The organism is Streptomyces sp. NPDC002324, assembly GCF_053593335.1.
In genome coordinates this window covers 1-12,515 of sequence record NZ_JBSFCF010000068.1, presented here as the reverse complement: position 1 = coordinate 12,515, position 12,515 = coordinate 1, and the positions used below count along the sequence as shown (strand labels likewise).

8 protein-coding genes, 1 tRNA gene and 2 pseudogenes are annotated in these 12,515 nt (G+C 68.6%); 8 read left to right on the top strand and 3 right to left on the bottom strand.

The features are described 5' to 3' along the window. Nucleotides 1-311: 311 nt before the first annotated feature. The 6 genes from fxsA (at nucleotide 312) to ACWCRJ_RS43150 (ending at nucleotide 9,647) form a co-directional block, all read left to right on the top strand. A complete protein-coding gene (gene fxsA, locus ACWCRJ_RS43175) occupies nucleotides 312-494 on the top strand; it encodes an FxSxx-COOH cyclophane-containing RiPP peptide (RefSeq protein ID WP_005484502.1) in 183 nt (60 codons plus the stop codon). Then, a complete protein-coding gene (locus ACWCRJ_RS43170; RefSeq protein WP_450944460.1) occupies nucleotides 491-1,771 on the top strand; it encodes an FxsB family cyclophane-forming radical SAM/SPASM peptide maturase in 1,281 nt (426 codons plus the stop codon). Before fxsA ends, ACWCRJ_RS43170 begins: the two co-directional genes overlap by 4 nt. A 291-nt stretch (nucleotides 1,772-2,062) precedes the next feature. Beyond that, nucleotides 2,063-3,400 (top strand): TIR-like protein FxsC, encoded by a 1,338-nt coding sequence (locus ACWCRJ_RS43165; protein ID WP_450944459.1) that lies wholly within the window; start codon nucleotides 2,063-2,065, stop codon nucleotides 3,398-3,400. Continuing rightward, entirely contained in the window at nucleotides 3,390-7,409 is a 4,020-nt protein-coding gene (gene fxsT / locus ACWCRJ_RS43160; RefSeq protein ID WP_450944458.1) for an FxSxx-COOH system tetratricopeptide repeat protein, read from the top strand. The genes ACWCRJ_RS43165 and fxsT overlap by 11 nt, the downstream gene beginning before the upstream one ends. 866 nt (nucleotides 7,410-8,275) lie before the next feature. Beyond that, nucleotides 8,276-9,526, top strand: a complete 1,251-nt coding sequence (locus ACWCRJ_RS43155; RefSeq protein WP_450944457.1) for an FxsB family cyclophane-forming radical SAM/SPASM peptide maturase — start codon at nucleotides 8,276-8,278, stop codon at nucleotides 9,524-9,526. Nucleotides 9,527-9,573: 47 nt separating this feature from the next. Then, nucleotides 9,574-9,647, top strand: a tRNA-Pro gene (locus ACWCRJ_RS43150). A gap of 170 nt (nucleotides 9,648-9,817) precedes the next feature. On the opposite strand, the pseudogene ACWCRJ_RS43145 reads toward ACWCRJ_RS43150, so the two are convergent. Further along, nucleotides 9,818-9,961: pseudogene (locus ACWCRJ_RS43145) on the bottom strand (SLC13 family permease); the annotation flags it as partial. 217 nt (nucleotides 9,962-10,178) lie between these two features. Here ACWCRJ_RS43145 and ACWCRJ_RS43140 point away from each other — a divergent pair. Beyond that, nucleotides 10,179-10,358, top strand: a complete 180-nt coding sequence (locus tag ACWCRJ_RS43140; protein ID WP_450944456.1) for a hypothetical protein — start codon at nucleotides 10,179-10,181, stop codon at nucleotides 10,356-10,358. A gap of 49 nt (nucleotides 10,359-10,407) precedes the next feature. Here the strand turns inward: ACWCRJ_RS43140 and ACWCRJ_RS43135 are convergent, their stop codons facing one another. After that, the gene (locus tag ACWCRJ_RS43135; RefSeq protein WP_450944473.1) at nucleotides 10,408-11,409 is read right to left on the bottom strand and encodes a glycoside hydrolase family 43 protein; all 1,002 of its coding nucleotides are present in this window, start codon (nucleotides 11,407-11,409) and stop codon (nucleotides 10,408-10,410) included. Between the two features lie 131 nt (nucleotides 11,410-11,540). Further along, nucleotides 11,541-12,074: a MarR family winged helix-turn-helix transcriptional regulator gene (locus ACWCRJ_RS43130; protein WP_450944455.1), complete on the bottom strand. Its 534-nt coding sequence runs from the start codon at nucleotides 12,072-12,074 to the stop codon at nucleotides 11,541-11,543. Between the two features lie 187 nt (nucleotides 12,075-12,261). Between ACWCRJ_RS43130 and ACWCRJ_RS43125 the strand changes: the two are divergent. Continuing rightward, a pseudogene (locus ACWCRJ_RS43125) lies at nucleotides 12,262-12,515 on the top strand (esterase); the annotation flags it as partial.

Genomic DNA, 12,515 nt, shown 5'->3' with positions numbered 1-12,515 from the left:
CGATTGCGGGTGTGCGGCGCAGGTAAAGGGCATCCGGGCACGCGGGCATTTCGGAAGCAATGGGTTCCGTTTGCCGGATGGTTATGCCATGTGTCACTACTGCTCGCTGACAGACGTGGCGTCTGCCCGAATTCGGCCATGGTGGCAAGGAAAGAGCGGACAGGAGCTGCAATGCTCCCCCGCCGGGCTCGGTTCGATCGACGTCAACTGTCGTGTGGACGTGCGAAGAGCACTGACAGAGCATGAACAGGGAATGTATCCGGGCGGGGCGCACTTTCCGCGCCCATCGGCTCTCAGGGAGGCAGCAAGGCATGGACGCGCCTCAGAACAGCCACAACGGCACGCAACTGGTCGACATCTCGACTTTGTCGCCCGGTCAGCTGCGGCTGGTGGCGGGCATGGACACGGTGTTGGGTCATGCCGTGCGACGCCATCTCCAGGAGCGGGACAAGTCGTCGAAGACGACGGACGTCGTCTTCGAAAGCGCGCTGTGACGACGGCGGAGTGCGAGTCGGAGGGAACGTCAACAGTCCCCTTCCGGCAATTTCTGCTCAAAATACATAGCTTATGCAATTTGTCGTGCGACTACTGCTATGTGTATTTTGCGGCGGACCAGAGTTGGCGCAGACGCCCGGCGGTGATGGCCCTCGACACCATGCGTCGGGCCGTCGACCGCATAGCCGAACACGTCCATGAGCACGGCCTCCCCATGGTGCGGATCATTCTGCACGGGGGAGAACCACTGCTCGTCGGCAAGAGACACCTGGGAGAACTGCTCGCCGCCATTGCCGAACGCCTCTCCACCGTGGTCGAGGTGCGCTGCTCGATGCAGTCGAACGGCACCCTCCTCGACGAGGAAATCCTCACACTGCTGCGCCGCCACGCGGTCGGCGTGGCGGTCAGCCTGGACGGTTCCCCCGCCGCACACGACCGGCACAGACGGTTCGTGAACGGCCGACCGAGCCATGCGCGTGTCGCCGCCGCGCTGCGCCTGTTGAACAGCCCCCGTCACAGGGAGCTGTTCGTGGGTCTGTTGTGCACCGTGGACCTGGCCAATGATCCCGTGGAGACGTACGAGGCTCTGTTGGAATTCGAGGCTCCCCGGGTGGATTTCCTTTTGCCGCACGGCACTTGGGTGAGTCCGCCGGCCGGCCTGGGGCACCGCGACCTACCGCCGGCGCGGCCACCGGTCGTCGTTCCACCGGACGAGCCGACGCCGTACGCCGATTGGCTCATCGCCGCGTTCGACCGCTGGTTCGACGCGCCTCGCAAGGAGACCAGGGTCCGGATGTTCGAGGAGGTCATGTCCGGTGTGCTCGGTGGTGCCGTGAACGCCGAGACGTTCGGGCTCGCACCCGTGGATCTCGTGGTGGTGGAGGCTGACGGGACGATGGAGCAGTCCGACTCGCTGAAGGTCGTCGGCGAAGGGGTGCCCGAGACCGGTCTGGACGTCTTCCGGCACTCCTTCTCGGAGGCGTTGGCGGACGAGACGATACGACGCAGACAGTCAGGGCTGCGCGGTCTCGGCCAGGTCTGCCGCGCCTGTGCTCTGGCCCGTGTCTGTGGCGGGGGGCTCTACGCCCACCGCCATCATCCCGTGACGGGCTTCGACACTCCGTCCGTCTACTGCTACGACCTGTCGGCCTTCATCACCCACGTCCGTTCCAGGATCCGCGCGGGGATGGCACCCCTCGTCGAGGCGGTCGAGGCGCCCGTGGAACGCGCGCCCGCCGTCCGCGAGCCGGAGCGTGACTCGGGGCGCGCGGGGTGACGCCTCGCAGCGCTTTGTGAACAGGCCGTCTCAACGGGCGTTGGACGCGAGGATCGGGGGAAGCATGCTTTCGGGCCCTCCGGAGAGGGGCCCGTCGGGCCGGGCGGCGGTATTGTCGTCCGTCTCGGCACGACTCAACCAAGGCTAAGGCTGAGGGGTACCGGTTGGGGGGTGAGGAGGTGTGGGAGGCAGCCGAACCGCGCGCACTTCCGCCGGTGTCGGTCACCTCCCGAGGCGCGAGAACCCATCCACCCCACGACAGGGACCCCGTGAACGCGCGTCGGGGGCTCCTTGGAACCGTACTTCTTCCTGAGTTATGCGCGCAGGCGCGGACCCCGGGTCCTCGTCAAGCGGTTCTACGACGACCTGTGCGCGGAATTGCGCCAAGAACTACGGCGATTACACAAGAGCGATGCGGTTCCTTTCGACCGTCCGTTTCTCGACGTTCAGTCGATTCAAGTGGGCCAGGACTGGAACGCGGCCCTGGGCGAAGCCCTGGGGCACTGCCGGACCATGCTGGCCCTGTACACCCCCGACTACTTCCGCAGCGACTTCTGCGGTCGCGAGTGGAAGGCGTTCGAGGACCGGCAGCGCAGCCACAGAGCAGTGACGGGTGTGGACGCGAAGGCACTCATCCCCGTTCTGTGGGAGCCGGTGCAGAACATCCCCCCGGGTGCGGCCCACATTCAGTACGACAACCTCGATCTGGGCGAGAACTACGCGCAGTCGGGCCTGCGTCGCATTCTGGTCTCGGACCCGGGCGGCGACGAGTACCGCCGCATCGTCAATCACATCGCGCACCAGATCCTCGTCGCCGCCGAGCACTTCCGCATACTGCCCGTCAACGACCTGGACATCAGCGGACCGGGATCCGCGGGCCCCTTCCCGTCCGCCACCGAACGGGCGGAACCGGGCAGCAGGGCCCTGCTGTTCGTCGCCGCCCGGACCTCGGCGAACGCCCACAGGAAGGCGACCGACCCGGGCTGCCATGGGCAGAGCCCGACCGACTGGAACCCCTACCACGCCGAATCCCCTCAGCCACTGGTCGAAAGGGCGAGCAGCCTGCTGGAGGAGCGTGGCTTCACGGTACGGACCGAGATCGTCTCGGACGTGCTGGGCGCCACCCTGGACGAGGCTCGTGGGCAGGGGCAGGTCGCGGTCCTCCTGGTGGAGGCCTCGGCCGCGGCGGACGAGCCGTTCGGACGGGCCCTGCGCGCCTACGATCGCAGCAATCATCCGGGCTCCGCGGCCATAGTGCCGTGCGATCCGGACGAGGCGGGTGACGGCCCCCGGGGCAAGGCCTACTGGGAGGCGGTCCGGGGTGCCCTTCCGTTCAACTGGGCCAGGGGAGCCGGGGATCCCCTGCCGCTCCTGCAATCGGGCATCGGTGCGGATCAGTTCGAGGCCGTCCTCCACGCCGTCATCGCGAAGGCGCAGAACCAGCTCGTCTCCTTTCTGGAGATCCTGAAGATCAACTCTGTGGAGACGCCTCGGACCACGTCCCCCTCGCTCCCCGTTCTGACCACCGTGGCCACCCCGCGCAGCCGTACCGGACTCGCACCCCCGATCGCTGCCCGCCTCTCCTCCCACCAGACACCGTTTGAGAAGGAGCAGGAAGATGACCCATGACGACCGCGGCCGGGGCACCATCATCACCTTCTACTCCTTCAAGGGTGGTACAGGCCGCACCATGGCGTTGGTCAACACCGCCTGGATCCTCGCGAGCAACGGTCTGCGCGTCCTGGTGGTCGACTGGGACCTGGAGGCTCCCGGACTGCACACCTACCTGCAGCCGCTGCTGGCCGACCCCGAACTCACCGAGAGCGCCGGCGTCATCGAGATGGTCAAGAACTTCGCCCGGCACGCGGTGGTGCCGCGCGTGGGATCCGGCGTGGACGTCGCAGGAGCGTCCGGCCCGTCCCGGCCCGGCGGAGGCGGCCTCGCGGACGAGCCCGATCCCCGGGAGCTGGCTCGGGTCGACCGGTATGCCGTCGGCACGGAACTACGGCTGCCCCCGGGCGGCAAACTGGACCTGCTGCCGGCCGGCGTACAGGACCCCGACACGTACGCGGTCACCGTCAGCACCTTCGACTGGGGCACCTTCTACCGCATGGGCGGTGCCGACTTCCTCACCGCGCTCCGCGACGACATGGCCGCACGATACGACTATGTGCTGATCGACAGCCGGACCGGTCTCAGTGACACCGCGAGCATCTGCACGGTCGTCATGCCGGACATCGTCGTGGACTGCTTCACGCTCAGCAGGCAAGGCGTCAACGGCGCAGCCCACGTCGCCCGTTCGATCCGACGGATCGCCGACACCCAGCGACGTGACATCCGCATCGTTCCCGTCCCCATGCGCGTCGAGGACGCGGGCCGTGACCGTCTTGAGGCCGGCCGCTACCAGGCCCGAAACCTGTTCGCGCCCTTCCTGGACTGGGTACCGCCCGAGGAGCAGGACCAGTACTGGAGCAGTGTCGAGATCCCGTACAAGCCCAGTTACGCCTACGAGGAGATACCCGCGACCGTCGGCGAGCGGCGGCAGGACGGCACCCTGCTCGCCGCGTTCGAACGGCTGACCGCCCGGCTCACGGACAACCGGGTGACCCAGCTGAGCAATATGCCCGAGCGCTACCGGCAGACGCTGCGCGCGGAGTACGAACGGTCCTCCCCGATCATCCGCAAGGACTTCTACGTCAGCTACGCCGCCACCGACCGGCTCTGGGCGGACTGGGCCGTCACCGTGCTGCGGGCGGCCGGGTACGAGGCGACGCTCGCCCCGATCGAGGTCGAGGACGTCACGGCCGCCCCACAGGAGGCGCCGGCGTGGCTGGAACGCACCCTCGCGGGTGAGGGGCGCATGGTGCTGCTGCTCTCCCCGCAGTACACAGCCCTGCCCCAGGCCCGGGAGATCCGGCAGCGCACCAGCCGCAGGGACCCGTCCGGCCAGATAGGCATGGTCGTGCCCCTCCGTGTCGATGACTCACCGCCCCCGGCCGAGTTCGCCCCCCTTTCGGCGGTCAGCCTTGCGGGTGTCTCCGCCGAGGAGGCCGTGGCCCGCCTGCTGACCACCGTCGACCGTGTCGGCACGGTCGAGCCGGGGTCGCGGCCGGCGGCCACCGGCCTGGCCGCAGCCGCTCGACTCCCCGGTACTCCACCGCAGGCCATCGGGGGGCGACCGCAGCGCAACGCTGTCTTCACCGGCCGTCGAACACTGATCGAACGGCTGCGCGACAGCTTGCTCTCCGGCACCACCGCCGTGCTGCCCCAGGCGCTGTACGGCCTCGGCGGCGTGGGCAAGACACAGGTCGCGCTCGAGTACGCCTACCGCTTCGAATCGGACTACGATCTCGTCTGGTGGATCAACGCGGCCGAGCCGACGCAGATCCGCCAGGACCTGAACAGGCTGGCCGGGCATCTCGGTGTGCCCCTCGGTGGCAAGGACTTGACGGCCATATGCAACGAGGTTCTGGACAAGCTGCGTCGCGGCACCCCCCACGCGCGCTGGCTGCTCGTGTACGACAACGCCGAGAAGCCGGCCGATCTCGGCGGTCTGATTCCGGACAGTGGGCCCGGTCATCACATCCTCATCACCTCGCGAAACCCTGCCTGGGCCGAGCGTGCCGAACGCATCGAGGTCGACCTCTTCACTCGTGAGGAGAGCGTTGCGCTGTTGCGTCGCTACAACCCCGACCTGGAGCCCGCGGACGCGGCCCGGGTCGCTGAGGAACTCGGGGATTTCCCACTGGCCGTGAGCCTCGCCGCCGCTTCGCTGCAGGAGTCGGCGATGCCCGTGGACACCTATGTGGAGATGCTCCGTACTCAGATGACCGACATCCTGCGCAACCAGTCCGCCCCCGACTACCCGACGTCGGCAGCGGCAAGCTGGTCACTCGATCGGCTGAAATCCCGTACGCCGGCCGCGGCCGCACTGCTCCAACTGTGCGCGTTCTTCGGGCCCGACCCGATCCCGCGAGACATGCTCAGCAGTCGGCCCTCCCTCGAACTGCTCGAACAGCACGACCCGAGTCTGTCCGACCCACTGCTGATGAGCCGGCTCTACGGGGAGATCGTCCGCAACGGTCTTGCCCAGGTCGATCAGCGGACGGACACGCTGACACTGCACCGGCTGATCCAGCGTGTGCTCCGGGACCAGCTCACGCCCGAGGAACAGACCGGCATGCGGCAACGGGCGCATGCCGTTCTCGGTCAGGCCAATCCCAAGGTCCCCGACGAGTCCGACAGCTGGCGGCGCTATGCCGCACTCCTTCCGCACCTGTGGCCCACCCGGGCGGAGGAGAGCGACCACCTCCCGGTGCGGAACTGGATCTGCGACACGGTCCGGTACCTGTGGCGCAGCGGCGACGCCGACACCGCCAACAGGACGGCCGAACGGGTGCTCCGGAGCTGGCAACCCCACTTCGGTGAGGACGACGCGCTCGTCCTGAGGCTGCGCACCGAACTCGGCAACGCGCTGCGTGATCAGGGCCGCCTGCCCGAGGCGTACGAAGTGACGCGTGACGTCTACGAGCGGGGCAGCCGGATCCTGGGCGAGGACCACCCCTACACCCTGGGCGCGGCCATGAGTCTCGGCTCCGACCTGCGCAGTGTCGGCCGGTACGCCGAAGCCATGGAGAGCGACCGGGAGACCCTGCGGCGCACTCGGCGTGTCTTCGGTGAGAACCATTCGCGCACTCTCTCCGCCGCCAACAACCTCGCCGTGTCCGAATTCCTGTCCGGTGACCGGAAGGCCGCGCGCGACACCAACAGGGAGATCCTCAAACAGCGCCGGGAGATCTCCGGGCCGGATGAGCGGGCCACGCTCAACTCCGCCAACAACTTCGCCCGCGACCTGCGGGCCGCCGGGTTCTTCCGGGAAGCGTTGAAGCTCGCCGAGGACACACTGAAGCGCAGCCGACGGGCCCTGGGGGCCGACCACATCGTCACGTTCCGCGCTTCTCTCGGGGTAGCGGTTCTGTACCGTCGGCGCGGCGACTACGAAGCGGCGTACAAGCTGACGAGTGAGACCTACGAACAGGCGTTGAAGGAGCTGGAGCCCAACCACCCCGACACCCTCGCCATCGCGACGAACCTGTGCGCGGACCTCTACGACCGGGGTGAGGCCGTCCAGGGCCGGGAACTCGCCGAGGAGACACTTGAGCGTTACAAGCGCCGGTTCGGCCCGGACCATGTCTTCACCCTCGCGAGCGGCACCAACCTGGCTGTGCTGCGTCGGCTGACCGGTGAGCCGGAAGCCGCGCTCGAACTGTCGACGAGCACCCTCGAGCGCTTTCGCCGACTCCTCGTGCCGCGCCACCCCTACACCCTCACCTGCATGCTGAACCACGCGACGGACCTGTCCGAGAACGGAGACCACGCACAGGCCGTCGCGTTGGGGCGGGAGGCGTACGAGGGGTTCACAGAGGTGCTCGGCCCCGATCATTACCTCACCATCGCCGCGACCTCGAACCTCGCGACCGAACTGCGTCGGGACGATCCCGACGAGGCCGAACGGCTGCACCAGGAAGCCGAACGGAACGCCCGCAAGAGCGGGGAACTCGGCGGTGACCATCCCATGACCCGAGCGGTCACTCGCTGGCAGCCCATCGACGCGGACATCGAGCCGCCCGTCACCTGACACGACTCTCGCGAACGCAGTGCCATCGGAGTCCCGCAGACAAGAGGTCTGCGGGACTCTGACGTTCGGGTGACTCAATGTCGTGGCCCGCGAGTTGGACCGCGACGCACCCCGCTCGACAGGTGCCGTATCTGGGGCCCGGTCGGGCGGCGCGGCTGACGACGTCCCGGTACTCCTGCCTCATCGACCTCGACGTCCACGCCGCGGTCGGCGTGGCAGCCCGCGAGGTGATCATTCTCGAACGAGAAGCACGCGCAAGGGCGTTGAAGATCTCCAGCGTTGACCACGGCGACGTCATCACCCTGCCTTCCAACCCGTCGGTGGGATCTCGCCGTGGCTGATATAACGAAGGAGTCGAGAGAGCACTACAGTGAAGCTCTGCAACTCGCCGTACATACCCTGGGAGTAAGCCACCTCACGTCAGCAGCGGTGGAGAGCAGGGTACGACCGGACGCGGATTGTGAACCACCGTCCACCTTCTTGTCCGGGGTCTGCCGAATACAATGCGCTCCACTCGGCTCGGTGAGTTCTGTGCTGCGGCACTCGGTGCGGATCCTCGCCGATTGCGTTACAGACAGCCGTTATCCTCCGCTCACGGTTACGACATCCTCAGCTGTGCGAACTCCCCGCATCAGCTTGGCCGTTAGGAGCCCGATGTCCCCCTTCCTTTCCCTGACGGATACGCCTGCAGGGCGCGCCGATTCCAGCGCTCACCCGATCTGGGCTCCCCGGTATCGTCTTTGTGGAGTGTCCGAGAACAGTGCTCTCGGACATGTATTGCGCCGCCTTGTGCGGGAGGCCCAGAACCCGATCGGTACGCCCTTGACCGATTTCGAATCGTCGCTCGAGTACGAAGCGCCGGTGTAATGAACCGCGTCCCCGCCCAGCCGCCCCCCGTGTCCCTGCGGCAGTTCGTCCTCAAGGTGCACAGCCGCTGCAATCTGGACTGCGACTACTGCTACGTCTACCACTCCGCCGACACCAGTTGGCGCGTCAAGCCCCGCCTCATGAAAGGGGCGGTGGCCGAGCAGGTGGCCCTGCGTATCGCCGAGCACGCCTCGACCCACGGCCTGCCGGACGTCCGGATCGTGCTGCACGGCGGGGAGCCGTTGCTTCTCGGGGCCGGACGGCTGGAGGAACTGCTCGGTGTCCTCGGGCGGGGCCTGGCCAGGTCGGGGGTACCCGTCCGCTTCTCGATGCAGACCAACGGGGTGTTGCTCACCCCCGACGTCCTCGACGTGCTCCTTCGGCATCGAGTGGGCGTCAGCGTCAGCCTCGACGGCACACGGACGGGCCACGACCGGCACCGGCGCTTCCCGCGGGGCGGTGGCAGCCACCGGCAGGTGACGGAGGGACTCGCCCGCCTGGAATCGCCACCGTACCGCCCCCTGTACGCGGGCCTGTTGTGCACGATCGACCTGGCCGACGACCCCCTCGACACCTACGAGGCACTGCTGGCCGCACGCCCCCCACGCGTCGACCTTCTGCTGCCGCACGGCACCTGGGACACACCCCCGCCCGGCCTCGCGGACCGGCGCGGCCGGATTCCCGCCGCCCCGCCGGTGACCGGCCAGGGGGAGTCGGCCCGGCCGGACGGGACGCCGTACGCCGACTGGCTGCGACGGGTCTTCGACCGTTGGTACGACGCCCCCGTACGGGAGACGGGTGTCCGCCTCTTCGAGGAGCTGATGGCGGGCGTCCTCGGGGGTTCGATGCGTACCGAGTCGGTGGGGCTGGCCCCGGCGACCCTGGCCGTGATCGAGACGGACGGCTCCATCGAGCAGTCCGACTCCCTCAAGGTCGCCTACGAGGGTGCGCCCGAGACGGGACTCGATGTTTTCCGCCACAGCTTCGACGACGTCCTCGACCAACCCCAGATCCGCCAACGCCAGTCCGGCGCCGACGGGTTGGGGCCCACGTGCGGCCGCTGCCCGCTGCTCGCCGTCTGCGGGGGCGGACTCTTCGCCCACCGCTATGCCTCCGGGAGCGGCTTCCGCAACCCGTCCGTGTACTGCGCCGACCTGGCCGCACTGACCCTGCACATCCGTGCCCGCGTCCAGGCCGACCTCGCCGGGGCGTCGCGGGACTTGTCCGAGCTGGACGTCAGGGGTACGTAGGGTAGGGTTTACCTGCGTGTTCACAGGAGACATCGTGGACAGCACGGCGGGACGTGGCGCAGCTTGGTAGCGCACTTGACTGGGGGTCAAGGGGTCGCAGGTTCAAATCCTGTCGTCCCGACTTTACGAAGTCGCAGTTCAGGGCCGGTTTCGGAGGCATCCGAAACCGGCCCTCGATCATTCTCGGGCGTCGGTGGGGAATCACGATGGGGGATCGGACTGACGCCTCGGTCCCGGCCGAACACGTCGCACCGGCACGGTCCACCATGCGCTACGACCAGGGCAGCACCAGCGGTAGAAGCGGCGGGGTTCGACCCCGCGGGCGTTGCTGAGGACAAGCGCGCCGTTGGTGGAGAAGGGCGAGGTGTCGACGATCGTCGTGGAGACGGCGAGAGCGGCGATCAGCCCGGCGGCGCTGAGGTGGCTGGAGAGCAGCGTCCCACGGGCGTCCCACAACCCCAGTAAATCCGCAGGCAGTTGAGGAGACGGCGTCTCACTCTCCCGTGACCTGCGGGTTTCCTCGCCGGGGCGGGTCCTCGTCGCCAGTGTCCGCGGTGCTCACCGGGCACCGGACCGATGGCTCGACCGAGAACCTCCAGAGGTACTTCGCCTCGGCGTCGACGGTTCGGTTGGCCGGGAGACCTTCGGGCGCATGGACAAGTGGCTGTACTTCGTGTCCGGCAGCACCGCCGACGGCCAGACCGCGAACCTCCGCTACGACGGGATCGTGCGCGACTTCAACCTCAGCCGCAACGCGGACGGCAACCACACCTTCCCCGACGGCGACGGCAACACCCGGCTCGCCGGCCACGACTACCTGACCTGCACCTGATCCGTGTCCCACGGCACCCGACCGCGGCTCGACGGCCTCGGTCGGGGGCTCACCCGCCGCCGTCGAGGTCGTCGCGGCGCCGCAGCACGGTCAGTTCGTGGCCGTCGAGGCGCATCTCGTAGAGCTTGCCGCGGGCGTTCTCGAAGGGGCGGTGGAGGATCATCATCAGCCCGCCGTCGAAGGTGCGGAACAGCATGCCGTGGCCGCTGTCCTCCCGTACCAGGGGCCGTCGTTGGTCCCACGGGCCCGCGAGGTCGCCGGACCGCGAGACCGCGTAGGTCTGCACATAGCCGCCGCTGACGGTGCCGTCGTCGCCGGCCAGGTTCTTCTCGTACGTGGACCACAGCATCAGCAGGGAGCCGTCGGGCGTCCGGTACGGCTGGGGGCCGTCGGTGATGTAGGGCGCGAGCTGGTGGGGGACCCCGGCGGGGATCTGCTCGGTGAGCCAGGACGCGTCCGAGGCCTTGAACAGCAGGACCGGGTCGCCGATCGTGCGGGTCAGGTCCGGGGCCAGCCGGATCGCCTCCATGGTGCCGTCGACGGTCTGCAGCCACTCGTGCGCGTACACCATCCAGGGCTGACCGGACGGGTCGACGTACAGGGTGCCGTCCAGGGTCATCAGGTTCGCGGGCGGGGTGGGCCGGCCGGGGTCGACGACGGTGAACGGGCCCAGCAGCGAGTCGGACACGGCCGTGACCGTGCCGCGCATGTGGTGGGGCAGCTGGAAGGGCGTGCCCCATCGGCCGGCGGCCGGCACCGGGAGGAGCCTGCCCTCGTCGTGCAGCGTGGTGAACAGGTAGTACCTGCCGTCCCATGCGTGCACCTCCGGCGCCCACGCGCCGTCCGTCGCCCAGATCCCCGGCTGCTCGTCGGTCCGGAATACCACGACGGGACGTGTCCAGTCCCGCAGGTCGGCACTGCGGTAGACCATCGTGCCGGTGCCGTCCACGCCCGAGACGGCCGGATCGTTGGACGTGTACAGGTGGTAGGTGCGGGTGGCCCCGTCGGCGACCACGAACGGATCGTGCAGCGGCATGTCGGGAAGCCGCATGCCGGGCAGCCGCTCGTCGTGAGGCCGTTCGTCGTGAAGTCGCTCGTCGCGAGGCCGCTCGTCGGGGGGCCTTGTCGGTTCGGTGTCGGTCACGGTCGCAGGATAGTCAGCGACGGCATCGACCTCGCCGGTCACTCCCGGCCGACGTTGGCCGTGAGCAGCCGCAGCAACTGCTTGGTCAGGGTGTGCTGTTCGGGGGTGAGTCCCATGGCCTCGCCGATGTTCACGGGGACGGACCGGGCCCGCTCCTGGAGCCGGGCTCCGGCCTCGGTGAGGCGGATGGCGACGGAGCGCTCGTCGTCCGTACGGCGCTCGCGGCGCAGCAGACCACCGGCCTCCAGGCGCTTGAGGAGCGGGGAGAGGGTGCTGGACTCCAACTGGAGCGCGGTGCCCAGGTCGCGTACGGAGATCGAGTCCTGTTCCCAGAGCACGAGCATGACCAGGTACTGCGGATAGGTCAGCCCCAACTCGTCGAGGAGCGGCCGGTAGCGGGCCGTGACCGCGCGCGAGGCGGCGTACAGCGCGAAACAGAGCTGGTCGTCCAGGAGCATGCCGTGCCCCGGTGCCGGAGCCGGTGGCGGGGCCGGTGTCGGCACCGGTGCCGAGCCCAAGCCCGCGTCCTGGGCCGTTCCGGTCGTGTCCGCGATGTCGCCGACTGTGCTCACGGTGTCGCTCCTCCGTCCTGCGCTCTGTATGACGATCACCCACCCTACCTTCCAGTCACCTCGATTATATCGTGCGCGACTTAGTTGTGCGCGATCTAGTCGTGCGATACGTTTATGGCGTGCCGCCGGCACCCGGCGAACCGCGCCGGCCGAGCCTGCCGGTGGCACCCCACGCGAGGAGACCGCCATGTCCGACACCACCCCCGGCCCCCGCCCCGTCCTCGAACCCGCCGCCGCCGATTTCGCGGAGGCGACCGCGAACCCGCCGTACCTCTTCGACCTCGGCCCGGTGGAGGGTCGCAAGACGGTCGACGAGGTGCAGTCCGGAGAGATCGACAAGCCCGCTGTCGACGAGGAGTGGGTCACCGTGTCCGGCGGCCCCACCGGGCAGGTGCGCGCGCGCCTGGTCCGGCCGGCCGGCGCCACCGGCACCCTTCCGGT